General features: G+C 56.1%; 22 protein-coding genes. 17 read left to right on the forward strand and 5 right to left on the reverse strand.

Annotation, left to right across the window (positions count from 1 at the left end):
• Positions 1–358: 358 nt before the first annotated feature.
• From D1823_RS02650 to D1823_RS02695, 10 genes are all read left to right on the forward strand, one after another.
• Positions 359–1,678: an ABC transporter substrate-binding protein gene (locus tag D1823_RS02650; protein ID WP_117868494.1), complete on the forward strand. Its 1,320-nt coding sequence runs from the start codon at positions 359–361 to the stop codon at positions 1,676–1,678.
• Between the two features lie 80 nt (positions 1,679–1,758).
• Entirely contained in the window at positions 1,759–2,706 is a 948-nt protein-coding gene (locus D1823_RS02655) for a carbohydrate ABC transporter permease (protein ID WP_117868495.1), read from the forward strand.
• The gene (locus D1823_RS02660) at positions 2,703–3,641 is read left to right on the forward strand and encodes a carbohydrate ABC transporter permease (protein WP_117868496.1); all 939 of its coding nucleotides are present in this window, start codon (positions 2,703–2,705) and stop codon (positions 3,639–3,641) included. Before D1823_RS02655 ends, D1823_RS02660 begins: the two co-directional genes overlap by 4 nt.
• Positions 3,638–3,826, forward strand: a complete 189-nt coding sequence (locus tag D1823_RS02665) for a hypothetical protein (protein ID WP_117868497.1) — start codon at positions 3,638–3,640, stop codon at positions 3,824–3,826. Before D1823_RS02660 ends, D1823_RS02665 begins: the two co-directional genes overlap by 4 nt.
• A 2-nt stretch (positions 3,827–3,828) precedes the next feature.
• On the forward strand, positions 3,829–4,926 hold the full coding sequence (locus D1823_RS02670) for an ABC transporter ATP-binding protein (protein WP_117868498.1): 1,098 nt from the start codon (positions 3,829–3,831) through the stop codon (positions 4,924–4,926).
• Complete coding sequence (locus D1823_RS02675; protein WP_117868499.1) at positions 4,919–5,911, forward strand: ABC transporter ATP-binding protein; 993 nt, start codon at positions 4,919–4,921, stop codon at positions 5,909–5,911. Before D1823_RS02670 ends, D1823_RS02675 begins: the two co-directional genes overlap by 8 nt.
• An 11-nt stretch (positions 5,912–5,922) precedes the next feature.
• Positions 5,923–7,545, forward strand: a complete 1,623-nt coding sequence (locus tag D1823_RS02680) for a dihydroxyacetone kinase subunit DhaK (protein WP_117868500.1) — start codon at positions 5,923–5,925, stop codon at positions 7,543–7,545.
• Between the two features lie 37 nt (positions 7,546–7,582).
• Complete coding sequence (locus D1823_RS02685) at positions 7,583–8,611, forward strand: LacI family DNA-binding transcriptional regulator (protein ID WP_254683779.1); 1,029 nt, start codon at positions 7,583–7,585, stop codon at positions 8,609–8,611.
• 28 nt (positions 8,612–8,639) lie between these two features.
• A complete protein-coding gene (locus D1823_RS02690; RefSeq protein WP_117868502.1) occupies positions 8,640–9,695 on the forward strand; it encodes a sugar phosphate isomerase/epimerase in 1,056 nt (351 codons plus the stop codon).
• Positions 9,695–10,849, forward strand: coding sequence for a Gfo/Idh/MocA family protein (locus tag D1823_RS02695; RefSeq protein ID WP_117868503.1), 1,155 nt, complete (start codon positions 9,695–9,697; stop codon positions 10,847–10,849). Before D1823_RS02690 ends, D1823_RS02695 begins: the two co-directional genes overlap by 1 nt.
• A gap of 122 nt (positions 10,850–10,971) precedes the next feature.
• Here the strand turns inward: D1823_RS02695 and D1823_RS02700 are convergent, their stop codons facing one another.
• From D1823_RS02700 to D1823_RS02710, 3 genes are all read right to left on the reverse strand, one after another.
• Entirely contained in the window at positions 10,972–11,538 is a 567-nt protein-coding gene (locus D1823_RS02700) for a TetR/AcrR family transcriptional regulator (protein WP_117868504.1), read from the reverse strand.
• Positions 11,529–12,605, reverse strand: a complete 1,077-nt coding sequence (locus D1823_RS02705) for an NAD(P)/FAD-dependent oxidoreductase (RefSeq protein ID WP_117868505.1) — start codon at positions 12,603–12,605, stop codon at positions 11,529–11,531. Before D1823_RS02705 ends, D1823_RS02700 begins: the two co-directional genes overlap by 10 nt.
• Before the next feature lie 93 nt (positions 12,606–12,698).
• Positions 12,699–13,367 (reverse strand): cupin domain-containing protein, encoded by a 669-nt coding sequence (locus D1823_RS02710; protein WP_117868506.1) that lies wholly within the window; start codon positions 13,365–13,367, stop codon positions 12,699–12,701.
• A 601-nt stretch (positions 13,368–13,968) separates the two neighbouring features.
• On the opposite strand from D1823_RS02710, the gene D1823_RS02715 reads away from it, so the two are divergent.
• The 4 genes from D1823_RS02715 (at position 13,969) to D1823_RS02730 (ending at position 18,652) form a co-directional block, all read left to right on the forward strand.
• A complete protein-coding gene (locus D1823_RS02715) occupies positions 13,969–14,919 on the forward strand; it encodes a glycine betaine ABC transporter substrate-binding protein (protein ID WP_254683780.1) in 951 nt (316 codons plus the stop codon).
• 78 nt (positions 14,920–14,997) lie between these two features.
• The gene (locus D1823_RS02720; protein WP_117868507.1) at positions 14,998–16,035 is read left to right on the forward strand and encodes a glycine betaine/L-proline ABC transporter ATP-binding protein; all 1,038 of its coding nucleotides are present in this window, start codon (positions 14,998–15,000) and stop codon (positions 16,033–16,035) included.
• Positions 16,028–17,617 (forward strand): proline/glycine betaine ABC transporter permease, encoded by a 1,590-nt coding sequence (locus D1823_RS02725; RefSeq protein ID WP_117868508.1) that lies wholly within the window; start codon positions 16,028–16,030, stop codon positions 17,615–17,617. Before D1823_RS02720 ends, D1823_RS02725 begins: the two co-directional genes overlap by 8 nt.
• Before the next feature lie 54 nt (positions 17,618–17,671).
• Positions 17,672–18,652 carry an arginase family protein gene (locus tag D1823_RS02730; RefSeq protein WP_117868509.1) on the forward strand — a complete coding sequence of 327 codons (981 nt, stop codon included), beginning with the start codon at positions 17,672–17,674 and terminating at the stop codon, positions 18,650–18,652.
• Here the strand turns inward: D1823_RS02730 and D1823_RS02735 are convergent.
• Positions 18,649–19,617, reverse strand: coding sequence for an agmatinase (locus D1823_RS02735; protein ID WP_117868510.1), 969 nt, complete (start codon positions 19,615–19,617; stop codon positions 18,649–18,651). The genes D1823_RS02730 and D1823_RS02735 overlap by 4 nt on opposite strands.
• Before the next feature lie 73 nt (positions 19,618–19,690).
• A complete protein-coding gene (locus D1823_RS02740; protein ID WP_117868511.1) occupies positions 19,691–21,211 on the reverse strand; it encodes a trimethylamine methyltransferase family protein in 1,521 nt (506 codons plus the stop codon).
• A gap of 181 nt (positions 21,212–21,392) precedes the next feature.
• Between D1823_RS02740 and D1823_RS02745 the strand changes: the two genes are divergently transcribed.
• From D1823_RS02745 to D1823_RS02755, 3 genes are all read left to right on the forward strand, one after another.
• On the forward strand, positions 21,393–23,828 hold the full coding sequence (locus D1823_RS02745; RefSeq protein WP_117868512.1) for an FAD-dependent oxidoreductase: 2,436 nt from the start codon (positions 21,393–21,395) through the stop codon (positions 23,826–23,828).
• A 90-nt stretch (positions 23,829–23,918) separates the two neighbouring features.
• Positions 23,919–24,890, forward strand: coding sequence for a LysR family transcriptional regulator (locus D1823_RS02750; RefSeq protein ID WP_117872650.1), 972 nt, complete (start codon positions 23,919–23,921; stop codon positions 24,888–24,890).
• 547 nt (positions 24,891–25,437) lie between these two features.
• The gene (locus D1823_RS02755; RefSeq protein WP_117868513.1) at positions 25,438–26,046 is read left to right on the forward strand and encodes a carboxymuconolactone decarboxylase family protein; all 609 of its coding nucleotides are present in this window, start codon (positions 25,438–25,440) and stop codon (positions 26,044–26,046) included.
• Positions 26,047–26,361: the final 315 nt, after the last annotated feature.

Consider the following 26,361-nt stretch of genomic DNA (forward strand, 5'->3'; position numbering starts at 1 on the left):
GTCTTGCATCTTTTGGGCCCTCGATTTTCAGGTGCCCGGGCGGAAGCGGCAAGCCGGAAATTATGCAATGCGGGGCCTGTGAGATCTGGCGACCCAAAGCTTCCGGCAGGTCAGTTTCCAAGAATTGCTTTTAGATTACCGGTTTTTTCCGTGGATTGTCGGAAAGTGTGCAAAGGGAGATGATTATTTATAAAGTGATTAAAAACAGATAAATAATAGAATTAATTAGAGTGATTTAGGGCGGTTTGAGGTACGAACCTCAAAATTATCTAGACTTGAGGTGCGTACCTCAAATAGCCTTTGAAGTATGCCGCGATTCGCACATCCTCGATTGACGGCGTTAAAAAGGGAGGAATGGATGACTTACTCAAAACTGGCGTCTGCCAGCGCAATAGTCCTTGCCGCTACTACTCTTTCTACCAAGGCAAATGCTGAAGACCTGACACTGTGTTGGGCGGCGTGGGACCCGGCCAACGCGCTGGTTGAGCTTTCCAAGGAATTCGAGGCCGAGTCTGGCCATGCAATGAATTTCGAGTTCGTACCCTGGCCGAACTTTGCGGACCGGATGCTGAATGAGCTGAACTCCGGCGGGAAGCTTTGCGACCTGCTGATCGGCGACAGCCAATGGATCGGCGGCGGAGCTGAGAACGGTCACTATGTAATGCTGAATGACTTCTTCGATGCCGAAGGTATCAGTATGGATGATTTCGCGCCGGCAACTGTGTACGCTTATTCGACGTGGCCAAAGGGCACGCCAAATTACTATGCGCTGCCTGCCATGGGTGATGCGAACGGTTGGTTCTATCGCAAGGACTGGTTCGAAGACCCCAATATCCAAGCCGCTTACAAAGAGGCAACCGGTCAAGATTTGCGCGAACCGGAATCCCAGAACGAGCTGTTGCAGATTGCGCAGTTTTTCCAGGGGCGCGAGATCGACGGAAAAACCGTGTACGGCGCTGCGATCTTTACCGAGCGCGGCTCGGAAGGGATAACGATGGGCGTGACGAGTGCTCTTTACCCGTGGGGATTCAAGTATGAAAACACGCCAGGCTCCTATGACATGGAAGGTGCGGTAAACTCTTCTGAAGCTGTCGAAGCTCTGGAATTCTACAAAGAGTTCTACAAGACGGCGACACCTCCGGGTTATACCAACTCTTACATGGGTGAAAGCCTGGACGCCTTTAAGTCAGGTCAGGTCGCCATGGCCATGAACTGGTTTGCGTTCTTCCCGGGTCTTTATGCCGATCCGAACACCGGTGGCGACAAGATCGACTTCTTTGTGAACCCGCCGCAAAATCAGGCAGGTTCGACGCTGGGCGGGCAGGGGATCTCTGTTGTCAGTTACTCTGACAAACAGGATGCCGCGCTTGAATACATCAAGTGGTTCGCGCAACCTGAAGTTCAGGCCAAGTGGTGGGAGCTGGGCGGCTATTCAGCGCATAATTCAGTGTTGGAAGACCCCGGTTTCGTGGACAGCCAGCCCTTCGCCGGTGACTTCCTGGAAGCCATGGCAGGCGTGCAGGACTTCTGGCAGGAGCCTGCCTATGCGGAACTGCTGTTGGCAATGCAGAAACGCATCCATGACTACGTGGTCGCCGACCAGGGCACCGCGCAGGAAGCGCTTGATCTTTTGATCGAGGATTGGACCGAAGTCTTCGAAGACGAAGGCAAGCTTTAATCCGGAAACAGGGCAGGAGCGGGTTTCGGCCCGTTCCACCATGACCCGTGCGTCCGAAACCGACAAGAACTGGCAAAGAAATGTCTGACAGGACAATAGATCGCGTTGCGCAGGCAACGCCCACGCGAGTTGCGCGCAAAATCAGGGGGCTATCCGATCGAGCGATCGCCTGGATATTCATTTCACCAACGATCTTCCTGCTGCTTGCAATCAACATCTTTCCGTTGATCTGGACGATCCAGCTTAGCTTTACGAACTACAAGGCGAACCGGATCGGGCGCGAGGTCAAGGATGTCGGGTTCAGGAACTACGAGCGTATCCTGACGGATTCCGATACCTGGCTGAATATGCAGGCAACTGCGCATTTTCTGTTCTGGACGATCTTTTTCCAGGTTCTGATCGGGTTCACCTTGGCATGGTTGATCAACAAGAAGTTCAAGGGAAACGACCTGTGGACCACGATCATCGTGTTGCCGATGATGCTGTCCCCGGCTGTCGTCGGCAACTTTTGGAAATTCCTGTATCAGCCGCAAATCGGCCTGTTCAACTACATCGTGTCCTGGTTCACCGGCAAGGAACCGTCGAGCTTTGAGATGCTGGGTTCGGTGACGTTGGCACCCTGGGCCATCGTGATCGTCGACACATGGATGTGGACGCCGTTTGTGATGCTGATTTGCCTGGCCGGGCTGCGCAGCATTCCCGACTATATTTACGAGGCTGCCGAGATCGACCGGGCCAGCAAGCTGCGGCAGTTCTTTACGATTACGATCCCGATGGTGCTGCCGTTCCTGATGCTGGCGGTGCTGTTTCGGGGAATCGAGAACTTCAAAATGTTTGACCTGGTGGTTCAACTGACCGGCGGTGGGCCGGGGTCTGTTACGGAACTCACTTCGATCAATCTCAAACGGGAAGCGTTTGAGAAGTGGCGAACAGGTTATGCCTCGGCCTATGCGATCATCCTTTTCGTCACCGTGTTTGGCCTTGCGTCGATCTACGTCAAGGCCCTGAACAAGGTGAAACAGAGATGAGCAGTTTTTCCGTCACTGAACCTTCCAACCGGTCCAAGTGGATCGCCGGTTGTCTCGTCATCACTTATGCACTGATTACCATGATCCCGCTGGTGTGGATTTTGCTGACCGGTTTCAAGTCGCCCGCAGATGCCATCAGCTACCCGCCCAAGGTTGTATTCGACCCGACGCTGGAAGGATACGTCAACCTGTTCACAACGCGGACGCGGCAAACTCAGGACTTTCTGGAGGCAAACCCGCCGCAGAACTGGGCGGACGATATCGTGCGCCAGTATGACATGGTGATCGTCGGGCCTTCCAAATTTGGTGAACGCTTCATGAACTCGGTGATAATCGGGTTTGGGTCCACGTTTCTGAGCATCTTTCTTGGCACCTTGGCCGCCTATGCGTTCAGTCGGTTCAAGGTGCCGCTCAAGGATGATCTTCTGTTCTTCATTCTCAGTACGCGGATGATGCCGCCAGTTGCTGTGGCTATTCCGATCTTCCTGATGTTCCGGAATCTTGGACTTAGTGACACGCATCTGGGGATGATCCTGCTTTATACAGGTGTGAACATCTCACTGGCGGTGTGGTTGCTGAAGGGATTCATAGATGAAATCCCCAGGGAGTACGAAGAAGCAGCGCTGATCGACGGCTACACACGCTTTCAAGCGTTCTACAAAGTGGTGCTGCCGCAGGCCGCGACGGGTATCGCGTCGACAGCGATCTTCTGCCTGATTTTCGCATGGAATGAATATGCGTTCGCCGTTTTGCTTACATCGGCCAATGCGCAGACAGCGCCCCCCTTCATCCCGACCATCATCGGTATTGGCGGCCTAGATTGGCCCGCGGTCGCGGCTGGTGCCACGATCTTCCTGATACCCGTCATGATTTTCACCATCCTGATGCGCAAACACCTGCTGCGCGGGATTACATTCGGAGCTGTACGCAAATGAGCGAGTTTCTGACAGGACTGATGCGACTTCGCCGAGGTCCGTGGGAGATGGTCGCGACCATCCTGATTGCAGTTGGTGTCTTCATGCTCATGCAGCCCATTGTCCTGTGGGCGTTCACCTATTCCTTCATCGTCACGCTGATCGGAACCGTCATGTTCATCATCGTCAGCCATTTTCCGGAGTAGAAATGGCCCAGATTATTGTCAAAAACGTAAAGAAGATGTTTGGCGAGTTCACGGCTGTCCGTGAAAGCTCTTTCACGATTGAGGACGGTGAGTTCTTCATGCTGCTTGGACCGTCGGGGTGTGGAAAGACGACAACGCTCAGGATGATTGCGGGCCTGGAACTTCCTACATCCGGCGAAATCTACCTCGATGGCGAGGAAATCAGCCAAAAGCCGCCCTCACAGCGTGACATTGCATTCGTTTTCCAGATGTTCGCGCTGTATCCGCACATGAACGTTCGCAAGAACATCAGCTATCCACTGATATCACAAGGCATGTCACGTGCCGCCGTTACTGCCAAAGTCGAAGAAGTCGCCGGAATTCTGGGGATAACTGACATTCTCGATAACCCGGTGGGTGGGCTTTCAGGTGGCGACAGGCAGCGCGTGGCACTTGGGCGTGCGATCGTACGAGAGCCCAAGGCGTTCATGATGGACGAACCTCTTGGTGCTTTGGACGCCGAGTTTCGTGAACATATGGCTGAAGAATTGCGCGCGCTGCACGATCGCATGGGAGCGACAACGGTTTACGTTACGCACGATCAGCTTGAAGCCATGCAGATGGGTGACAAGATCGTCGTCATGAACAACGCGGTGATTGAACAATTCGGAACGCCGCAAGAAATCTACGACAAACCTGCGACCATGTTTGTGGCGGATTTCATAGGATCCCCGTCGATGAACTTCCTGCCGTTTCAGGGAAAAGTGGCACCCGGTTCGGAAATGGTCAGGCTGAACGGTCATGACGAGGCGGTCCCGAAACTGATGGAGGGCGCGGAAGGGGAGCTGGTCTTTGGAGTCCGCCCGGAACATGTTTTGTTGTCCGACGACAGCGATTACCGGGCCAAGGTTCTGGCGGCAGAATACTTGGGAACAACCCAGATCGTGACATTGCAAAGCCCGAACGGCGAATTGAAGGCCCGCATTGGCGCAGGTGAAACAGTCGCGCCGGGTGAAACCGTAGGATTAGAGTTCCGTTCGACAACTGTGACCCTTTTTGAGCGGTCCACGGGCCGGGCGCTGAGATCTGCCTTGAACGATGAGGTGCTGACCGATGGCTGAAGTCGTTTTGGAGAACATCTCGAAGGCATTCGGAACTGTTCAGGCTGTCGACGATATCTCGATGACCATCCCCGATGGCGCTTTCGTCGTGCTCCTGGGGCCGACAGGTGCGGGGAAAACAACGACGCTTCGGCTGATTTCCGGCCTTGAGAAGATGGATACGGGATCAGTACGCATTGCCGGGCGAGACGTTGGACTGGAAACGCCTGCCCAACGCGATGTGGCGATGGTTTTCCAGCAATATTCGCTGTACCCGCATATGACGGTGCGCGAGAATCTGTCGTTCCCACTTCGGTCGCCGATCCTCAAGACGCCTGAGGATGAGATCACGCAGAAAGTGAACGAAGTCGCGGAAATACTGCAAATCCCGCACAAGCTGGACAACAAAGCCACTGAATTGTCCGGCGGAGAGATGCAGCGTGTTTCGATTGGACGAGCATTGGTGCGCGATCCCCAGATTTTCCTGATGGACGAGCCCCTCAGTTCCCTGGATGCAAAGTTGCGGGCGGATTTACGCGTCGAACTCAAGAGAATTCAGGCGGACCTTGGGTCCACGCTCTTGTATGTGACCCATGATCAGATTGAGGCCATGACGATGGCCACACATATCGGAGTGCTGGAAGAGGGCAAATTGGTTCAGTACGGCACGCCCAGGGACATCTATGAAAACCCGTGCAGTGTTTATGTTGCCAGTCGTTTGGGTTTGCCACGGATAAATATCCTGCCGTCAGAGTTGTTCGGTGGGGATCACAAAGGCTCGCAGATCGGTCTTCGCCCGGAAAACATCGTAGAAGGCGAAGGCAGTGAGGCGCGTGTGATACGTGCGGAACACTTGGGCGACCAGACCCGGTTGCATCTGGACTTGAATGGCCATCCGGTCGTGACGTTGATCGATGTCCATCAGAATTACCCTGCAGGTAAGACTATCAAAATCCGTCCTCAAAACCCGTTGTATTTTGACGCGTCCGGAACGCGTGTGAATTAAGGAGCAAAAGCATGGCCCAGTTCCTCAACAAAAAAGAAACCCTCGTAACCGAGGCTATAGATGGTCTTCTTGCATCATCCGGCGGGGCACTGACCAGGTTGGATGGCTACCCCCATATCAAGGTTGTCTACAGATCGGATTGGGACAAATCGAAAGTCGCCCTTGTTTCGGGCGGAGGGTCTGGCCACGAACCTGCCCATGCAGGGTTTGTGGGCGCAGGTATGTTGACTGCGGCCGTATGCGGAGAGGTTTTCGCGTCCCCCTCGGTCGAAGCTGTTCTGGCGGGCATTCTGGCCGTGACCGGTGAGGCGGGGTGTCTGCTGATCGTCAAGAATTATACTGGCGACCGGCTGAATTTTGGACTGGCGGCCGAGCGCGCCCGCGCATTGGGGCGCAAAGTGGAAATGGTGGTGGTCGATGATGACATCGCCCTGCCTGATCTGCCGCAACCGCGCGGTGTGGCGGGAACCCTTTTCGTGCACAAAATTGCTGGCGCATTGGCAGAACGCGGGGCTGATCTGGATACTGTAACCAGGGCCGCAAAAAGCGTTGTCGAGAAAGTGGTCAGTATCGGCATGAGTCTGGACACATGTACCGTTCCAGGCTCTCCGAAAGAAGACAGGATTGCGGCCGGCAAAGCAGAGCTTGGGTTGGGTATTCATGGCGAGCCGGGTGTTGAGCAGGTGGAGTTCGCAAATGCCATGACCGCAATGTCCACCGTCGTGGAAAAACTGCAACAGCGAGTGGGGGCGGGTGACTGCGTGGCGCTGGTGAACAACTTGGGGTCTACGACGCCTCTTGAGATGTCTGTTCTGACGCACGCCTTGTCTGAAACCGGTATCGCGGGACATATTGTCGGTCCGGCACCGATGATGACTTCGCTGGATATGCACGGATTTTCTGTGTCGATCCTACCGGTTGATCCGGGTGATTTGTCAGCGCTGGAAGAGCCGGTCGAACTGGTGGCTTGGCCAGGGGTCAAAGCAATAGAGCCCGTCCAAGTCGCGCCTTTGCCTGATGGTTTGACCCCGATTGATCCGATTCCGTCGAACAATCCGGCGACCAAGGAAACGATCACGCGTTTGGCGGAACTGCTGATCCGAGCCGAGAAAGACCTGAACGAGTTGGACGCCAAGTCCGGTGATGGAGATACGGGCAGTACATTGGCGACAGCGGCCAGATCTCTGCAAGGCAGCCTGGATCGGATGCCGCTTGCGGACCTGACGCAGTTGTTTCCCGCGCTGGGCAATGAACTGAGCCAGACCATGGGGGGCTCGTCCGGTGTGATCCTTGCAATCTTCTTCAATGCGGCAGGCGACGCCTGTGCCAGTGGCGCGTCCATAGCAAAGTCTTTGGTTGAAGGTCTGAACCGGGTCAGCCAGGTGGGTGGTGCCAAAGTTGGTGACCGGACAATGATTGATGCTCTGGCACCTGCGCTTGCGGCGCTGCCTTCCGGGCTGGTTCAAGCCGCAAAGGCCGCACGCGAGGGTGCTGATAAAACCGCAAATATTCACCGTGCCAAGGCAGGCCGCGCAGCCTATGTTCCCGAAGAAAACCTGATCGGACATAACGACCCGGGTGCAGAAGCTGTTGCGTTGTTGTTCGAGGGCTTGGCACGGGAGATTGAGGGCTGAAAGAAACGTGGAAGACCAAAAACAAAAATTAGAATTGGTGAAAAAACCAACCGTTAATGACATCGCGCGCGTCGCAGGTGTCAGCTTGGCGACTGTTGACCGGGTCTTGAACAGGCGCCCCGGCGTGCGGGCCGTGACCGTTCAGAAGGTTCAAAAGGCAATCGATGAGCTGGGCTATGTGCGCGATACCGCTGCTGCCAACCTCGCGCGAAACCGTGTCTACAATTTCCTTTTTATTCTGCCGGATGCCGGTAATGAATTTGTCGAGGCGATATGCGATCAGATCGCTGAACAATCGCGCGATCAGTTCATCGAGCGAACACGGGTCACGATAAAAAAGGTCGCTCCGTTCGAGCCTCAGGACATCGTCAATATTCTGGATGGCGTCGACAGCCTGGACGTCGACGGTGTGGCCGTTTTCGGGCCGGAAACGCCTTCGGTCCGCGACGCTGTGAAGAGGGTCAGGGACAAAGGCGTTCCGGTGGTTGCGTTGGTGTCGGACTTGCCAAGTTCAGACAGAGATCATTTTGTCGGAATCGATAACGTTTCAGCAGGGCGAACGGCAGCTCAGCTGATGGGGCGCTTTGTGCATCGTCCGGGTAAGGTTCTGGTCCTGACAGGCTCACGTTTGGCACGTGATCATCTGGAGCGGCGTCAGGGTTTCGATCTTGTTGTGACGGACGAGTTTCCTCATATCGAAGTCGTGGCGTCCGTCGAAGGTCGGGATGACCCAGAGCTGATCTACAAGATGATGCCGGGGATTTTTGAAACCTACCCGGATCTGGTCGGCATATACTCTTCCGCTGCGGGCAACGCGGGCCTGGTTCAATTTCTGTCAGAGAGCAGGATCAGCAAGGATCTGGTCATTATCGCGCACGAACTCACGCCACTCAGTCGAGACGCGCTGAACCGTGGCACATTTGACGCGCTGATCTCGCAAGACTCCGGGCACCTTGTCCGGTCCGCTGTTCGCCTTTTGCGTGCGACCTCGGACAAAGTTCCTTTCAACAAATCTCAGGAACGAATCCGTATCGACATCTATCTGAAGGAAAATTTGCCGCCATAGAGGCACAGTTTTTTGGGGAGGAAGCTAAATGAAGACGATCAAAGGGCCAGCTTTGTTTCTTGCACAATTTGCCGGAGACGAAGCGCCGTTCAATTCATGGGATGCCATTACCAAATGGGCGGCGGATTGCGGATACAAGGGTGTGCAGGTGCCCAGTTGGGACGGGCGGTTGTTCGACCTTGAAACGGCCGCGACAAGCACAGGCTATTGCGATGAATTCAAAGGCAAGGCCCAAGAGAACGGCGTTGAAGTCACTGAATTGTCAACGCATCTGCAAGGCCAGCTTGTCGCCGTTCACCCGGCCTATGATACAGCCTTTGATGGTTTCGCAGCCGAAAGCGTCAGAGGAGATCCCAAAGCCCGACAGGAATGGGCGGTTGATCAGGTCAAGAAGGCGCTTTCAGCTTCACGAAATTTGGGTATCTCTGCTCATGCAACATTCTCTGGCGCGCTGGCCTGGCCTTACGTGTATCCGTGGCCCCAACGTCCCGCCGGGCTGATCGAAACGGCATTTGATGAGCTTGCCCGCCGGTGGGTGCCGATCTTGGACCATGCAGAAGACTGTGGCGTTGATGTCTGCTATGAAATCCACCCCGGCGAGGATCTTCATGACGGGGTGACATACGAAATGTTCCTTGAACGCACAGGCAATCATGCGCGGGCTTGCATGCTGTACGACCCGTCACATTACGTTCTGCAATGCCTCGATTATCTGGACAATATCGACATCTACAAAGACCGCATTCGGATGTTCCACGTAAAGGATGCCGAGTTCAATCCGACCGGCAGGCAGGGCGTCTATTCCGGCTATCAAGGCTGGGTTGACCGAGCCGGGCGGTTCAGGTCACTTGGCGACGGGCAGGTGGATTTCAGCGCTGTCTTTTCGAAAATGGCGGCAAATGATTTTGACGGCTGGGCCGTGGTCGAATGGGAATGCTGCCTGAAACACCCCGAGGATGGCGCGCGTGAAGGTGCTCAGTTCGTTTCCGATCACATTATTCGCGTGACCGAGAAGGCCTTTGACGACTTTGCCGACGGCGGCACCGACGAAGCGGCCAATCGAAAAATGCTGGGGATAGGCTGATGGTAACAGGACGCAGTGAGGAAAGAGCGGGGCGCATTCGCCTTGGTATGGTCGGCGGCGGAAACGATGCTTTCATCGGCGGTGTCCACCGCATAGCCGCGCGGCTGGATGACAAGTTCGATCTGGTTGCAGGCGCGTTGTCCTCGACGCCGGAAAAATCCCGGGAAAGCGGCGAGGCGCTGGGCCTTGAACGGGTTTATGATGACTTCAAGCAGATGGCGATGCGGGAAGCGCGTTTGAAATCCGGGATCGAAGCGGTTTCAATCGTGACGCCCAATCACGTTCACTATGCCGCCGCACGTGAGTTCCTGAAACGCGGTATCCACGTGATTTGCGATAAGCCGCTTACATCAACCCTGAGCGATGCAAAGAAGCTGGTCAAAGCAGCCGAAAATTCAAACGCGCTGTTCATCCTTACCCACAACTACACGGGCTATCCCATGGTTCGGCAAGCTCGTGAGATGGTTGCCAACGGGGATATCGGCAAAATCCGCGTGGTTCAGGTCGAATATCCGCAAGACTGGCTGACTGAGCCACAGGATTTCAAGCAAGCTGAGTGGAGGACTGATCCGGAACGCTCAGGTGCCGGAGGATCAACCGGTGATATTGGAACTCATGCGTATAACATTGCCTGCTTTGTAACCGGGCTTAAGGCAGACAGCCTCGCGGCGGATTTGCAGGCTTTTGTGCCGGGTCGTCAGGTCGATGACAACGCGCATGTAATGCTGAGGTTCGAAGGTGGAGCCCGTGGCATGCTGTGGTCATCGCAGGTTGCGCCCGGCAATGAAAACGCGCTGCGATTGCGTGTGTACGGTGAAAAGGGAGGCATCGAGTGGGCTCAGGAAGACCCGAACTATCTTTGGTTTACTCCTTACGGAGAGCCCAAGCGCCTGATCACCCGAAATGGGGCCGGGGCAGGGGACGCGGCCAATCGGCTCAGCAGGGTGCCGCCGGGACACCCCGAGGGCTACCTGGAAGGGTTCGCGAATATCTATGGTGAAGCAGCGGAAGCCATTCTGGCGTTCAGAAACCAGAGTTCGCCTGACGCATCCGTCGTTTATCCGGCGGTTCACGATGGGCTTGAAGGCGTCAAATTCGTGACCGCATGTGTGCAAAGCTCTTCAAGAAATTCGGCTTGGGTTAAGCTGGAGTGAGGCATTCGGCTATTAGGGTTGAGTTGCCGATTCCGTATTAAAAACCCGAGGTGAGGCGGGCGAGCGGGCGGGCACCTCAACAACTGGTGCCGGCGAACCGCACGAGCAAGAAAAGGTCCGTGTCACAAGCACCGCGCCTTCAATATTTCCGCCGCTTCATCAAAGGTTTGTACACTACTCTCGGCCCGTGCAGTCAGATGAGCGCCCTCCAGCAAGGCCAATGTGGCGCGTGCTTCTGCTTTCGGATCCCCAGCGCCCACGATCGAAAGATCTGCTTTACCAAGTGCAAACACTTCCTCGATCCACCGGGTCATCATACGCCGGAACGCGCGAATCTTGTCGGTGGCTTCTTTAGACAAGCTTTCCCGGCTGATGATCAGCGAGACACACAAGCACAGAGTTTGTCCGTCGTTCATAGCCGCGCGATACAGCGCGATCAGCGCACGCATTCGCTTGCCGGCCGTGTCATGAGTTTCCTCAATCTCGGAGCAGCGCCCGGTAAGCTCGGTATGGTAGCGGTCCATCAAAGCTGCTGACAGCGCGGCTTTGGTTGGGAAGTGATAGTGAATCGATGCCTTGCGGATGCCCACCTCTTCGGCGAGGTCGGCATAGCTGAACCCGTCGAAGCCTCTGCTGCGCACGGCAAATTCGGCAGAATTCAGCAGAGCGGTCTTTGTGTCTATTTCCATGCCGCGTTCATCCTTTTTGCGCTCAACAATGCCGCGGTCGTCTCTGCTGCTTCCAATGCACCTTCAAGGTATCCCCCAAATTGTGCGGCTGTTTCCGTGCCACTTAAAATGATCCTGTCTTCCCAGATTCGCGTCATGGCCTTCGACAAGCCGTATTGCGGATGGGTATATAACGGCTGAAGGTCCAGATCGGTCGCTGTGAAGCGGTCGAACGCCCAATCTTTCAGGAAAAGCGTGCTGGGTCCGGTCGCCTTGTGCCCGAACAATCGCCCCAACTGCGCTAGAACCTGCTGCCGCAACACCCCTTCATCCCGGCGAGTTTGTGGGGGAATGCCGATGAAACCGAACAGCGCGAAGGGACCACCGCTGGCAGGTGACGCGTCGTGGATTTCCACCATGGGACCGCGTCGGCTCATGGCATCGCCAGACAGTCCGTGGTCACGCCAGAACGGAGTGTCATAGACCGCAAGCGCCTTGGCCTGACCTGCCATCCAAGTCGCGATTTCCCGCATGGCAGATAACGTGCCATCGGGCAAGGCGGGCTCAAAGATCAACTCAGCCGCGATACGTGGGGGTATGGCAAGCACTACATGCCTCGCCGAAATATGCCGACCCGATTGAGTGGTGACCCGAACCTCACCTTCAGATTGCACTAATGCGGTGATCTGCGTGGACAGTTGGATTACCCCATCCGGTAACCGTGCCGAAAGCGCGTCTGTCAAGGCAGCGAGCCCCCCCATCAGGCGATAGGACCCTTCCATAGATGAAAAGCCGCGGCCGCGCTTAACACGGCCCTGTTCATCTTCGAAACTCAGCGCGCCGGAACTGAATTGGTCAAACCTGTGCAGGCCAAGTCGTTCGATCAGCGCGGCAATCCGTGGCTGGCCGGGCCAGAACCAGGCCGGACCCATGTCGAAACGGCCGTCGCCCCGAACCTCAGTCAGAATGCGCCCGCCCAGACGGTTGCGCGCCTCAACGACCAGCACCTCCTGACCTTGATCCACAAGCTGTGTCGCAAGGCTGAGCCCTGAAAGGCCCCCGCCGATGATGAGCGTATCCGTGCGCATGGTTCAGAACCCCTCACTTGAAGGGCGCAGGTCCAGCTTTTGGGCCCGGCTTGACCGGGGTTGTTGCGCCAGGGATGTTAGTTCACCCATCGGTTACGCCGCCGGCGGTCGCGCAAAAGGCAGGTGGCCTGTCTTCATCCAGATCCTGGCCCCGTCCGGCCCCGCAACTGCCGTCAGGCTTTTACCGTCAGGCAGGCGCAGCCAATCGTTTTTGACCAGTTCATCCCCGCCTTCGGTGATTGACCCGTCGATGATCAGCAGCTCGATCCCGCCAGATGCGTCCGATCTCAGGGTCGCACCCGCGTCAAGATGGCTGTAGGTCACGACCTCGCGCTCATCCATATGCAAAACTGCGGTGGCGACACCGTCTCTGGGCGCGCCCAGCTCATCCACCATGCTTTTGCGAAACTGGTTGCGATCGTCCATGTCGAACTGCCAGAGCTTGACGAAGATCGTGCAGCCCGGTTCCGAACCCGGAGTGTGTTGCGTGGTGGGCGGATTGCGGACATAAGTCCCCGCAGGATAATCGCCATGTTCATCCTGAAATACACCGTCAAGGACAATGAATTCCTCACCGCCAGTATGGGTGTGTGCAGAGAAATGACTGCCTGGCGCATAACGCACGATAGTGGTGGCCCGGGCGACCTCGCCTCCGATCCGATCCAGCATCCTGCGATCCACCCCCTTCATGGGAGAGGCCTGCCACGCAAGCTGGTCTGAGTGAACGACGACGCGGTCAGAGAAGTCCGAATTGATTTCCATTGGGTCAGTTCTCTTTGATGGTTACGACATGAAAACTATCTACTAGTAGGTAGATGAAAGCCAGCTTCAAAGTTTGGTTAGGCACCACTTTTCACAGAGAGTTGAACTGAGTCTGGTCAGAAGGACTTCGTTGAAGTGGGTGGGTGGGCAAAAAATGAGAGGAGGTTCCACGCCGCCTTTACGGAAAGAGCGCGCGCAACTCAAAGAGCCAGACGCAATCAGTGTTTGCCGAAAGGGGGCTTTGCGTACCAAAAGGGCAAGCTGCCCGACCGTGTTGAGACTGGTTGCGCTGTCTGCCCGAGCGATTTTAGCGCTCATTATACCTGTGGGCACTTCCGGTTTCGGAGATGTCGGACGCACCTCACTGAATCGCATTAAGTCGAAACTAACTTGCGATAATTCCGCATTCAAAAGGTAAAAAAACGTATCTCTTGAAGGGCAACGCATCCACATGCTTCACTTTTGGAGCCATGTAAGCCTGTGATTTTGCTGGCCCCAAAAACCCGAAAGGCACGGCCTTTCCAGACCTGAACCAGAGCGCATTACCGCCCGTATGGGCGAGAAAAACAAGCGCGGAAACTATTCAACACGGAGATATCAGATGAAAAAAACAGCAACGCTACTAGGAGGCACGTCCTTTGCGATTGCCGGGCCGGTCATGGCCGCGGATATTGTAATCGGTGTGCCCAACTGGGCCTCGGTGAACGCGACGGCACATATTCTTGAAGTCGTGATCGAAGAAAACCTCGGCCTGGATGTGGAATTGCAAAACGGCACCAACCCGATTGTATTTGAAGCAATGGACAGCGGTTCAATGCAAGTCCACCCGGAAGTGTGGATGCCCAACCAGCAGAACCTGCATGATACCTATGTCAAGGAAAACGGCACCGTTGTCATGAACCAAAACCCGGTTCAGGCCGAGCAGGGTATGTGCGTGCCGACCTACATCGCGGAACAATATGACATCAAATCGATCGATGATCTGAGCGACCCCGACAAGGTTGCGATCTTTGATACTGATGGTAACGGAACACCTGAGGTATGGATCGGTGCGCCGGGTTGGGCTTCGACCGTTGTCGAGAAGATCCGGGCCAAGTCCTATGGCTATGACCAGATCTTCGATCTGACGGAATACGAGGAAACCATTGCCTATGCCAATTTGGCGAACGCGACAAAGGCGGGCGACCCGTGGATCGGGTTTTGTTACAGCCCCCACTATATCTTCGTGACACAGGACCTGACGGTTCTGGAAGAACCGCCCCACGATCCGGCCACTTGGACAATCGTTCAGCCCACGGATGATCCGGATTGGCTGTCCAAGTCCGAGGCGTCCTCGGCCTGGAACGGGGCAACGCTTCACTTGCACTACGCCAAGGAACTGGAAGAAACCTATCCCGAAGTGGCTGCCCTGTTCAGCAACTACCAGATGACAGGAGACGATCTGAGCGCGATGGGTAAGGCGCTGGCGGTCGATAACGTCGAAGCCGCTGAGTTCGCCAAGGAATGGGTGGCTGCGAATGAGGACACCGTCATCGGCTGGCTGACTAACTAAATCACCACTCATTGGGCCGTCGCGAAAAACCGTGGCGGCCTTTTTCTGTCGGGCAGGGCATCGCCCTGTGGGGGAAAAATGGACGAACCTGTCGTAAAACTAGAAAACGTTTGGAAGATCTTTGGCTCGCGTGCTGAAGAGGCAATGGAAGCGGTCAGAAACGAAGGCATAGGCAAGCCGGAAGTTCTGGAGCGGTTCAACTGTGTTGTCGGCGTTCAGGGCGCCACGTTCGAAGTGCCGAGGGGTGAGATTTTCTGTATCATGGGGCTGTCCGGCTCGGGCAAGTCCACATTGGTGCGACACGTGAACCGGTTGATCGAACCTACGGCAGGTCGGATCGAAATTCTGGGTCACGATGTATCGAAGCTGTCGGAATCCGAGTTGCGCCGCATTCGCGCCCAGCAAATTGGTATGGTCTTTCAGCACATGGCGCTGATGCCGCATCGTTCAGTGCGTGATAACGTGGCCTATCCTTTGGAGATCCGAAAGGTTTCCAAGTCCAAACGCTGGGCTGTCTCGGATCACGCATTGAGCCTGGTGAATCTGACAGGTTATGAGGATCGACTACCCAAGGAGCTTTCGGGCGGGATGCAGCAACGCGTGGGGATCGCGCGGGCGCTGGCTTCGGACCCGGAAATCCTTTTGATGGATGAACCTTTCTCTGCCCTTGATCCGCTGATCCGTCTGCAATTGCAGGACCAGTTCAAAGCACTTGTGGCACAGTTGAAGAAGACCACATTGTTCATCACCCACGATCTGGATGAAGCCATTCGAATTGGCCACCGGATTGCGATCATGAAGGACGGCGTTATCGTGCAGATCGGAACACCCGAAGACATCGTCATGAACCCGTCCGACGATTACGTGCGGGAATTCGTTCAGGGCATTTCAAAACTCAAATTGGTCAAAGCGCATTCCATCATGGAGCCGTTGGACAGTTATTCAGGGCCACTCGACGGTGCGCCCCGAGCGGACGAGGGCGCGGATCTGGATCAACTGATCGACCTGGCCGTGAATTCTGATTTGCCGGTCGTCATCACGGATACGGGCGTTGATGTGGGCGTCGTGACCAAGCCACGCTTGTTGCGTGGTATCCAGGGGGGCAAAAATGACTGATGCTGCAACAGAGATGAAAGTAACGGCCGCCTCTGATATCGAGGTCGATCGCGAGGCCCTGGATCTTTCCATCAAGGAGTTCGCTGGTCCGAACGGAGACTACTACGTCAACGTGTTCCACAAAATTCATGATGCGACCAGCGCAATTCCCAACACGTTCAATAAGTGGGCCGCCGTTCTGGGGCCATTCTGGTCTGCTTCACGCGCCGTTTGGGGCATGTTCTGGACCTTTCTGATCCTTGAGATCATCGCGTGGGTCCAAATCGGCAGGGGCGCGTGGGGCAATCCCGGCGCGGATTTCGCCGAGCGCGCCGCGCGTCAGCAGGAACGCGCAGCCGAGCTGTTGGCGCGCGCAGCGGATGCCACGGAACAGGCCGATATCGACCGTTTCACCAAACTGGCCGAGAACATACAAAAAGCAGCGGCCACAAGTCTGGAGAGGGCTACCGCCGCCCAGTCCGAGGCGGCAGGCATCCTGATTACCGGGTTGTTGATGTTGCTGGTCTTCAAGGTGGTTCAAGGGTTCTACGCCGACCGCGTTTACGAAAAACAGTATTCTAACTGGCGCATCGATCCGGACAGCACGGAAAGCGGGCGTTCGACCCGTAACATCGTCATGGGTGCGATCCTAGTCGCTGCAATCGGACCTTTGATTGTTTACAAGTTCACCGTGAACGCATCCCTTCCATTGTTGGACGCATTCCCCGAACAGCAAGTGTCCGCGATCATACTTGGTGAAGGGAACGGCACACTGTTCTCGACCCTGGCGAGCTGGATGGAGGCCAGGATTGATGCAGCAGCAGCAGCGGGTGGCGACGTATTCGACGGGATCGTGGCGGGTGTCCGGTCGGTGCTTGATGCGCTGACAATTGCACTGATCGGGTCACCCTGGCCGGTGGTCATGTTGGTCATCTGTGTGACAGCCTGGCGTGCGGCGGGACCAAGGGTTGCCATCTTCACCGCATCTTCCTTGGCCTATATCGCGTTGCTGGGGTATTGGGACGTGGCGATGGAAACGGTTGCTCTGGTCGGTGCGGCGGTGCTACTTTGCGTGGTTTTCGGCATTCCGCTGGGTATCTGGTTCGGCAAGTCGCAGCGCGCATATCGCGCGGCGGAACCGGTTCTGGATTTGATGCAGACGCTTCCCGCCTTTGTTTACCTTATCCCGATCATCGCCTTCTTTGGCACCGGCAATCCGCCGGGAATTCTGGCCACCATCATCTTCGGTATGCCGCCGGTCATCCGACTGACGGCGCTGGGCATGCAAGGGGTTCCGGAAAGCATCAAAGAGGCTGCCGTCGCCTTTGGCGCGTCGAAATGGCAACTGTTGAAGGATGTTGAAATCCCTCTGGCGCTGCCATCGATCATGACGGGTGTAAACCAGACAATCCTGATGTGCCTGTCCATGGTCGTGATCATCTCGCTGATCGGCGGGGGCGGCCTGGGCAAGGAAATCCTTGAGGCGCTGCAATACGCCGCCAAGGGGCCGGGCCTGCTGGGTGGCTTTGCGATCCTGTTCCTTGCCATGGTCATGGACCGGATCGTGCAGGGCGCGTTCCGGCGAGAAGACGAAAAACTCTGAACGCAGGCGCCCCCGGTTCCGATCGGGGGCGCTTTTCTTTGATCCGGGGAAACCATGACAGATCCGTATGAACAGTCGATGATGGACAACCTGTATTGGTGGGGCGTGCCTACATTGTTCCGTTGTCCCAATGTCGGGCCAGAAGGGCAGGATATCGCGCTGGCAGGTGTGCCACACTCAACTGGCAACGGCACGACCGAAAGGGACCAGCACTTGGGGCCTCGTGCGTTGCGGCATGTCTCGGCCGTGCAACGCAGGGTGCATTCGGTTTTTGAAATTGATCCCTGGCAGAGCGCGCGGATCGCCGATGTTGGTGATGTGCCGTTTCCAAAGGCCAACGACAATGAAGATTGCATCGAACGCATCACTGAATTCTACAAGAACATAGACACCGCCGGAGCGCGCCCCGTTTCCATCGGAGGCGACCATTCCATCACCGGTGGAATTGTGCAGGCCCTGGGTGGCGGCAAACTTGCTGGCGGACAGCCGGTCAGCTTTCTTCATCTGGACGCGCATACGGATGTCTTCACCAAGGTTGATCACTTTCTGGGGGCAAAGAAATCTGCGGCCCACTGGGGGGCCTATCTGGCCGATCAGGGGCAGGTGGATCCAACCCGTTCTATGCAGATAGGGTTGCGCGGCCATCCACGCAGTCTGGACTGGCTGCAGCCGTCGTACGATTACGGCTACAACATCGTCACCATGCGCGAGTTCCGACAGCGCGGATTACAGGACGTCGTAGCGCAGACCAAAGAGGTTTTGGGCGACCGCCCGGTTTACATCACCTTCGATCTGGACTGTCTTGACCCAACCGTCGCGCCGGCCGTGTCTAATCTGGAACCTGGTGAGAAGGGCTTTGACATCGATGAGGTGGTCGGCATCCTGCGCGCGGCGCGCGGTTTGAACATCGTCGGCGGCGACGTGGTCTGCATGATGCCGACCAAGGACAGCCCCAACAACATCACCGCGCTGACAGCCGCAGCGGTGATGTTCGAGATGATTTCGATGATCGCCGAGAATGTCGCGCGGGTCTAGTGCCGCGCGTCGATCGCCTGTGCCAGAACGCAAAGCAACTCGAACATCAGCGAGATGCCAAGCCACGCCGTTCCACCGTCGGGGTCGAATGGCGGTGACACTTCGACAAGATCGGCGCCGACAAGGTTCAGACCGGACATCTTGCGAATGACCTGCTGGGCCTGAAAGCTGTTGGGCCCGCCGATTTCAGGTGTTCCTGTACCGGGGGCGTAAGTTGGATCAACAAAGTCGATGTCATAGGTGCAGTAGGTCGGCTGCATGCCAACGATCTCGCGCACTTCGTTCATGACGTCGTCTATGCCCCGGTCGAACAGTTCTTCGATACGGATAATGCGGATGCCCTGTGCCTCTCCCCATTCGATATCTTCAGTGTTGTAGGCCGTGCCACGGATTCCGATTTGTACAAAACGCTTGGGGTCCACCAACCCTTCCTCGACAGCGCGGCGGAACGGGGTGCCGTGGGTGAACTTGTGACCTCCGAAATAGGTGTCGAACAAGTCCGTGTGACTGTCGAACTGGATCAGGCCAACCGGACCAGAAGCGGCCAGAGCCCGCAGGACAGGCAGGGTGGTCAGGTGATCCCCTCCGGCCGTCAATGGTGTGATGTTGCGGGTTCGAAGATCAGTGTAGAAACGCGTAACCCGGTCCAGCGTGTCTTCTATGTCGACAGGATTGGGGGCAACGTCTCCAAGATCCGCGCAGTTCACCATTGAAAATGGTGCTACACCCGTAACCGGGTTCATCGCCCTGATCATCGTGGAATTGTCCCTCAGTTGCCGTGGGCCATGTCGTGCGCCGGGCCGATTTGTGGTTCCGCCGTCCCAGGGAATACCCACTATGCCCAGTTCGACGTCCGTGATCCGTTCGTGTTCCATGTGCAGAATAGGCAGGCGCATGAACGCGGGGATGCCGGCAAATCGGGCGAGTTCCATGGCTGATACCGGTTGAAAAAATGAATCGGCCATGATTCCCCATCCTTTGTAAGTTTCTTCAGTGACCCTAACGGTTCGGCATCGTGCTGGGAATGCCCGCCATCATTCAGGGCAGGATACGAAAACGTCGGCGTATTTCGGCGTCTTGCTCTGAGGTGAGATACTCAGGGTGATGCGTGCTTAACACCTCTTGAGCGACTTGCCGCGCGGATGACCACGCATCCAGTGCACCGTCTGTTTGCCACGTGCGGGGCTCCTGACGATCGGCGAGCTTCGGATAGAAGTAATCTCGTTCCATGGCTTCATAGGTTTGCTCGCTGCCCAGAAAGTGCCCCTCGCCCAGAACCGATTGGCATATGGCGTCAAAGCCAAGGTTCGCTTCAGTGACCTCGATCCCGCGCAAGACGCGATATGTGTGCGAGTGCATTTCGTTGTCCAGAACAAAGGCCTCGAAGCTGACCCCGAGCAGAGATGCCGTCATCCCCGAGCTTTCATAAATCAGATTGCCTCCTGCCAGCGCTGCCGCCAGCGATGTGATGCCTTTTTCAGCGCCATGTTGGGCGTCGATGGCCTTGGCATCGGCCATCGAAGCGGCCACACCTGATGGCAAGCCCAGCCAGTTCGTGATTTGCGCTGACGCCGCATTCAGGATCGCAGTCTCTCCGCTGCCCCCTGCGAAAGAGCCGGTCCTGAGATCCACGATAAAGGGCCAGTTGGAAAAGATCATTGGAAAGCCGGGTTTGATCGTGTTGATCATCACGAGACTGGCCAGCGTTTCGGCCAGTGATTGCGCCAGAAATCCGGCCAGAGTTGCCGGGGCAGTTGCGCCCGCCTGCGCGGCCGTGATGCAGGACATCGGTATGTTATGGGCGATGCATTCATAAACCACATCCACGGCATCCTCGCCGTATCGCATTGGTGAAATGATCGGACTTATATGCGCTTTGAGGAAGGGGCGTTTGGCGAATTCCCCAGCCCCTCCGGCGACGATGTCCAGCATCTCGACGATCGGGCCGACATGTTCCGCCAACGTGAAAGACGTTGCCATTGGCTTGGTTGTGTTGCGTACCAAAGCGTAAACGGTGTTGACGTCCAGATCGAACACATCGGGGACGTCGGTCGCCACGCAGCACCGGGTGAACCAACTGACATTGGCCAGCGTGTCCTGTAGCCGGGTGAAGTCATGTAGATCGGCCAATGTGGACGGGCGATAAAGCCCACTGTTCATATCAAGTGTCTGAACCGCAGCACCGCCGGTGCCAAAATACACGCGGTCGCCACCCACCTCGATGGACCGGTTTTCATCCCGGCCGTGGAAGGTGAACGTCTTCGCGGCCGAGGTGATGGCCTGTTTGACCATGGAACGGGGAAAAACCAGCCGGTTCTGTTCCCGGTCCTGAGCCCCCGCTGCCCTGAGGTCGATGGCCAGCCTTTCCGGAACATCTCCCATCCCCAACTCTTCCAGCAGACGCAGCGCGGTGTCGTAAATTTTCTCAATTTCCGAAATGCTTAAGGGCCTGAATGTCCCGCCTTTCTGACCGGGCGGGCAAGGATCAAAAACGGGCTTGGCCGCACGCTGTGCGTGCCGTGCCTTTCGACCGCTTCTTTTGACGCTCTCCGATGGCATTCGTTTACGTTACCTTGCGTTTTCCCGCACCGTAGGACCCAACTTGTCCTGGTATCAAAGAAGAAGTGCCGTTTTCAGAATCCGAAATCGCGGTTTCGATTTTCCGGCACCCGCAATTGCCCTGTTGTCTGCCCATCCCGTTATTCAGCAAGACTGGTGCCGAAAATGAAGGAGCAGTGCCATGAAGTCGCGTACCAGAGCCGTTGTGATAGGGGGCGGGATCGCCGGGTGTTCGACGCTCTACCACCTGACCCAGGAAGGGTGGACAGATGTGGTTTTGGTCGAACGGAATGAACTGACCTCGGGCACGACATGGCATTCGGCCGCGCAGGTAACAAATTTTGGCATGAACCAGACGATGGTCGGTCTGAAATCTCATTCGATTCATCTGTACAAGGAACTGGCCGACGATCCGGATTACCCTATCAACTATCACCACGCCGACGGTGGGATACGTCTGGCGAATACTGAAGGACAGATGCAAGGCTATCGTCACTTCGCGTCGATGGCGCGGGGGATGGACGTGCATTTCGAAGTGATCGACGCGGATGAATGTGCCCGGCGACACCCGTTGATTTCGACCGATAATCTCATCGGCGGGCTTTGGGATCCGTTGGACGGCGACATCGATCCAGCGCAATTGTGCCAGGCCCTTGCGCGCCGGGCACGCAAGGCGGGTGCCGAGGTGTATCGAAATACGCCGGTGACCGCGCTGACACAGCACAGCGATGACACCTGGACCGTGCATACCGAGCACGGGGATATCGACTGTGATGTCGTCGTCAACGCCTGCGGCTACAGGGTCAACGAAGTCGGCGCCATGATGGGTGTACATCATCCTGTGTCGTCCATGGAACATCAGTATTTCCTGACCGAAGAAATCGAGGCTATCCGGGATGCCGGTCATCGGATGCCGCTGCTGCGCTGCCCGATCAGCGACTATTATTGCCGACAGGAAAAGAACGGGCTGCTACTCGGGTTCTACGAGCAGGGATGCAAGACCTGGGGTATGGACGGTATTGATCCGAACTTCGTGAACGCTTTGTGCCCGGATGATCTGGACCGTGTGACCGATGTGCTGGAAGGGGCCTTCGCGCGCATGCCTGCCTTGATGGAGGTTGGTATTCACACCGTGGTCAACGGGCCAATCACCTACACAATTGACGGGGCGCCTCTGGTCGGTCCAATCCCGGGAAAACGCAATGCGTTTTGTATCATTGGCCTGCGGGCCGGGCTGGGTGAAGGTGGCGGTCACGGATGGTTGCTGGCACAGCAGATCGTGCATGGCGAGGCATGTTATGACACGTGGTGCCTCGATCCCCGAAGGTTCGCCGGACATGCAAATGTGGAACTCACGGCACTAAAGGCGATTGAAGATTATCAGAACGAATTCAGGTTCCACTTTCCGCATGAACATCGCCCTGCGGGCCGACCCGCCAAGACGACCCCTCTGACGCCTGTTCTGGCATCCGAAGGAGCCGAGTTCACTGTGGTCAACGGGTGGGAGAGGGTGGATTTTATCAAACCCGATCCCGGATTTTCGTCGAAGCTTGGTTTCGATTTTGACGAAACCTTCGACTTGGTAGCTGCCGAAGTCGAAAGCATTCGAACCGGCGTCGGGCTTGCAGAGGTCAACGGGTTCAACCGCATCGAGATCACAGGATCCGACAGGCACGCATTCCTGGACCGGTTGTTTTGTGGATTTGTCTCTCGGCGTGACGGGCGTGTCGGGTTGGGATACCTGTTGAACGACCACGGTATGATCAAGGCAGAAGCGACGATTGCCAATCTGCCCGCCAGCGACCGGGGACCGGCCCGCGTTTGGTATGGCTCTGCCGCAGCGAGCGAATTTCACGACATGGATTGGTTGCGGCAACATCTGCGCAGCAATGAAGACGTTCAGTTGCGCAGCCTGACGAACGATCAGACCATTCTGGTTCTGGCCGGCCCGAAGTCGCGTTCTGTCTTGTCAGCCTGCGCCAGAGGAGATTGGTCGGCAGATGCGTTCCCTTGGCTCAGTGTGCGCGAGTGCTTTGTTGGTATTGCTTCTGCAACGGTTATGAACCTCAGTTTCTCGGGCGAACTGGCCTACGAAATCCATGTTCCCAACGCCTCGCTCTATGCGGCCTATCTTGCCTTGCGCGAGGCGGGCGAAACGCACGGGCTGAAACTGTTTGGTGCCAGGGCTGTCGAGTCCATGCGCATGGAGAAGAGTTTTTTGCATTGGAAAGCCGATCTGATCACGGAATTTGATCCCTTTGAAACCGGTCTGGATCGGTTCGTCCGGTTGGACAAGGGCGCTTTCGTGGGGCGTGATGCCTTATTGAAACGAAAGTCAGAAGGACCACGGCGCAAGCTGGTCCCTCTACGTATTGAGTCAACTCTCGGTCCGGCGCATCCTGGGGCTTCTCTGATGCAGGATGATATTGTCGTTGGTACTGTCACGTCCGGCGAATGGGGGCATCGCACGGAAATGAACCTGGCGCATGCCTTCGTTCATCCGTCCCTGGCGGAGGTTGGCCGCGAATTGGAATTGGATAGTTGCGGGAAACGAATAGGTGCGACGGTTATCAATCCAAGCCCATACGATCCGGATTTTGCACGTATGAAAGCCTAGAAACGAGCCTTTCTATCAACTTCACCATTGCCGAAGGGGCAATTCTTTGCTTCGCTAGTTTCGAACAAATCGAAACAATGGTCGGTTGCCGTGTCCAAATCTCTGAGTCTTCGATGGCTGGAAGTTTTTCAGCTGATCGCCAAATCCGGATCGATTCAGCAAGTCGCATCAGAAACAGATTTGTCGATCAGCACAGTTTCGAACCACCTGCGCAGCCTTGAAAGCGCGTTGGGCATTGAATTGGTTGACCACGGACGCCGCCCCATGGGCCTGACACCGGCAGGCGAGGTATTCGCTCGCTATGTGCGTGAGGGTCTGACTGTGCTGAAGCGCGGTGAGGCCGAAATTCGAACGGGAAACTGGCAGCATGCGACGGACCTGCGACTGGCTTTGATCGATGATTTTGACAATCAGATCGCGCCCGATCTTGTTCGTTTTCTGGCGCAGGCTCTGCCGCGTTGCAATTTCCGCCATTTCACACGCCCCAGCCACGAAATTCTTGCCAAACTTCAGGAACACAAGCTTGACGTAGGCGTCGCCACTCGACCACTGGGTCGTACTGAGGGGCTGATCGAATACCCTTTGATGAGAGACCCCTTCATCGTCGTGGTTCCCAACAAGTTTGAAGGGTCTCCTGAAGAGCTGTTTAATCCAGATGCCAACCTGCCTTTGTTGAGGTATTCGCGTGACTATGTGATCGGCAAGCAGATCGAAACGCAGTTGACCCGGAGCAAATACAGCCTGCCCAACCGGTTTGAGCTGGAGTGTAATCAATCCATCATCGGCTTGGTTGCGCAGGGCAGCGGGTGGGCAATCACGACCGCCGCGTGTTTTCACCGAACGCAGAGGTTTCACAACAGCGTAAAGGCTATGCCATTTCCCGGTAGCAACTTCGTTCGCACAGTGTCGCTGTTTACAACTGAAGTATACCCGGCAACGACATCGGTGCTGATCCAGAAGGCCATGAGCAAATTGATACGTCAGCATTTCACAAGACCGATGTGCGCCCGGCACAATTGGCTGAAAAATGAATTCCGTACCATGGAGATTGAGGGTGTGTAACCCGATTTGACCTGGCCGCCAAACAGATGGCGGCTGAGGACACTTGAAAACAGTCGCTTGCGATATCCGCCTGCGGGATTTGTAATCCTTCCACCGGTTTCTTCTGCCTGCTTTACGCATCGCCAGGACGAGAGTTGACCTGAGTCCCAAGGTTCTACCACACTCACGGAGTATCCTTGGGTTTGGTTTGATGGTCTTGCGTAGCCCGTTTGATCATGGCGGTTGCGGGGGCAGCAGTGTTGGCCGCCTTGAACCTGATCTATTGCGTGAAAGCATCCGGGAAATACCGGACCGCATTCGCTGTGGCAGGCGTTTTGCACCTTCTGGCATTGATACTATTCAGCAATGTCTCGATGGTCTCAACGGTGTTGATGCTTGCTCGGCTTTGATTGGGTATGCAGTGTTGGTGGTTCGCAAACCGGACAGACGTTCGAAATGCAGTCTCCGTTGGTGGGCTCTTTTCGAAAGACTGTCGAATTCGTCTCGCCTCCGGCTCAAAGCGCTTCTAGTCTCTGAACAACAGGCAATCACGTCAACAGGAAGCCAAATGAGCTGGATCAGAACAATCCCATTCGAGCAGGCCACAGGCAGGCTGAAGAAACTCTACGACCGCGTCACGGGTCCGGACAACAATGTGGACAATATCATGATGGCGCATTCGTTGCGGCCGCATTCGATGGAAGGCCACATGGCGATCTACAAGGCAGTGCTGCATCACTCGGGCAACAAGATACCGAAGTGGTTCCTCGAGATGCTGGGCGTGTGGGTTAGTTCTCTGAACCGATGTGGATATTGCGTCGAACACCATTTCGCGGGTTTGCAGCGTTTGCTGGGCGATGAAGAGCGAGGAAATGCGATCCGGGCGGCGATTGAGGCGCGCGATCCGGCAGCCGCCCCGTTGGACGCAGCGCAAGTGGCGGCGATGACCTATGCACGCAAGTTGACTGAGGCTCCGGACGATCTAGTCGAAGCGGATGTGACCGCTCTGCGTGACGCGGGGTGGGACGATGGAGAAATCCTTGAGATCAATCAGGTCTGTTCTTACTTTTCCTATGCGAACCGGACAGTTCTGGGGCTGGGATGTTCAACGGAGGGGGACATGCTGGGTTTGTCGCCCAATAACTCGGACAACCCTGACGATTGGGGGCATCGATAAAGCCTGAAGCAAGGGGTATCGGCAGATCCGGTGCGCTTTACGGGCGCCAGCTTTGGCCATGGCCACGTCGGCCGAGGCCGGCTTAAAAATATGTTATTGAGGATTCAGGCAAGGTCCGCTCGGGCGTCTCTAAACTCGGCGAATTTTTGCAACGTCAACTGCTTTGGCGCATCAGGCTTGCGCCGGTTCGGAAACAAATCGACTGGCGTCGCAGCTTGAAATACGGTGTCCGTATCGGAACCTCTGATCCGGTGTGGAAATCATGGGTTTTTGAGGCATCAATTTGACCCCAATCAAAGCGCATCCTTGGCCTTT

The organism is Ruegeria sp. AD91A, from assembly GCF_003443535.1.
Lineage (GTDB): Bacteria > Pseudomonadota > Alphaproteobacteria > Rhodobacterales > Rhodobacteraceae > Ruegeria.

Bases quoted from the DNA above. Each gene is read 5' to 3' on its own strand.
- D1823_RS02650 (WP_117868494.1), top strand. From the start codon at position 359: ATGACTTACTCAAAACTGGCGTCTGCCAGCGCAATAGTCCTTGCCGCT.
- D1823_RS02655 (WP_117868495.1), top strand. From the start codon at position 1,759: ATGTCTGACAGGACAATAGATCGCGTTGCGCAGGCAACGCCCACGCGA.
- D1823_RS02660 (WP_117868496.1), top strand. From the start codon at position 2,703: ATGAGCAGTTTTTCCGTCACTGAACCTTCCAACCGGTCCAAGTGGATC.
- D1823_RS02665 (WP_117868497.1), top strand. From the start codon at position 3,638: ATGAGCGAGTTTCTGACAGGACTGATGCGACTTCGCCGAGGTCCGTGG.
- D1823_RS02670 (WP_117868498.1), top strand. From the start codon at position 3,829: ATGGCCCAGATTATTGTCAAAAACGTAAAGAAGATGTTTGGCGAGTTC.
- D1823_RS02675 (WP_117868499.1), top strand. From the start codon at position 4,919: ATGGCTGAAGTCGTTTTGGAGAACATCTCGAAGGCATTCGGAACTGTT.
- D1823_RS02680 (WP_117868500.1), top strand. From the start codon at position 5,923: ATGGCCCAGTTCCTCAACAAAAAAGAAACCCTCGTAACCGAGGCTATA.
- D1823_RS02690 (WP_117868502.1), top strand. From the start codon at position 8,640: ATGAAGACGATCAAAGGGCCAGCTTTGTTTCTTGCACAATTTGCCGGA.
- D1823_RS02695 (WP_117868503.1), top strand. From the start codon at position 9,695: ATGGTAACAGGACGCAGTGAGGAAAGAGCGGGGCGCATTCGCCTTGGT.
- D1823_RS02700 (WP_117868504.1), bottom strand. From the start codon at position 11,538: ATGGAAATAGACACAAAGACCGCTCTGCTGAATTCTGCCGAATTTGCC.
- D1823_RS02705 (WP_117868505.1), bottom strand. From the start codon at position 12,605: ATGCGCACGGATACGCTCATCATCGGCGGGGGCCTTTCAGGGCTCAGC.
- D1823_RS02710 (WP_117868506.1), bottom strand. From the start codon at position 13,367: ATGGAAATCAATTCGGACTTCTCTGACCGCGTCGTCGTTCACTCAGAC.
- D1823_RS02715 (WP_254683780.1), top strand. From the start codon at position 13,969: ATGAAAAAAACAGCAACGCTACTAGGAGGCACGTCCTTTGCGATTGCC.
- D1823_RS02720 (WP_117868507.1), top strand. From the start codon at position 14,998: ATGGACGAACCTGTCGTAAAACTAGAAAACGTTTGGAAGATCTTTGGC.
- D1823_RS02725 (WP_117868508.1), top strand. From the start codon at position 16,028: ATGACTGATGCTGCAACAGAGATGAAAGTAACGGCCGCCTCTGATATC.
- D1823_RS02730 (WP_117868509.1), top strand. From the start codon at position 17,672: ATGACAGATCCGTATGAACAGTCGATGATGGACAACCTGTATTGGTGG.
- D1823_RS02735 (WP_117868510.1), bottom strand. From the start codon at position 19,617: ATGGCCGATTCATTTTTTCAACCGGTATCAGCCATGGAACTCGCCCGA.
- D1823_RS02740 (WP_117868511.1), bottom strand. From the start codon at position 21,211: ATGCCATCGGAGAGCGTCAAAAGAAGCGGTCGAAAGGCACGGCACGCA.
- D1823_RS02745 (WP_117868512.1), top strand. From the start codon at position 21,393: ATGAAGTCGCGTACCAGAGCCGTTGTGATAGGGGGCGGGATCGCCGGG.
- D1823_RS02755 (WP_117868513.1), top strand. From the start codon at position 25,438: ATGAGCTGGATCAGAACAATCCCATTCGAGCAGGCCACAGGCAGGCTG.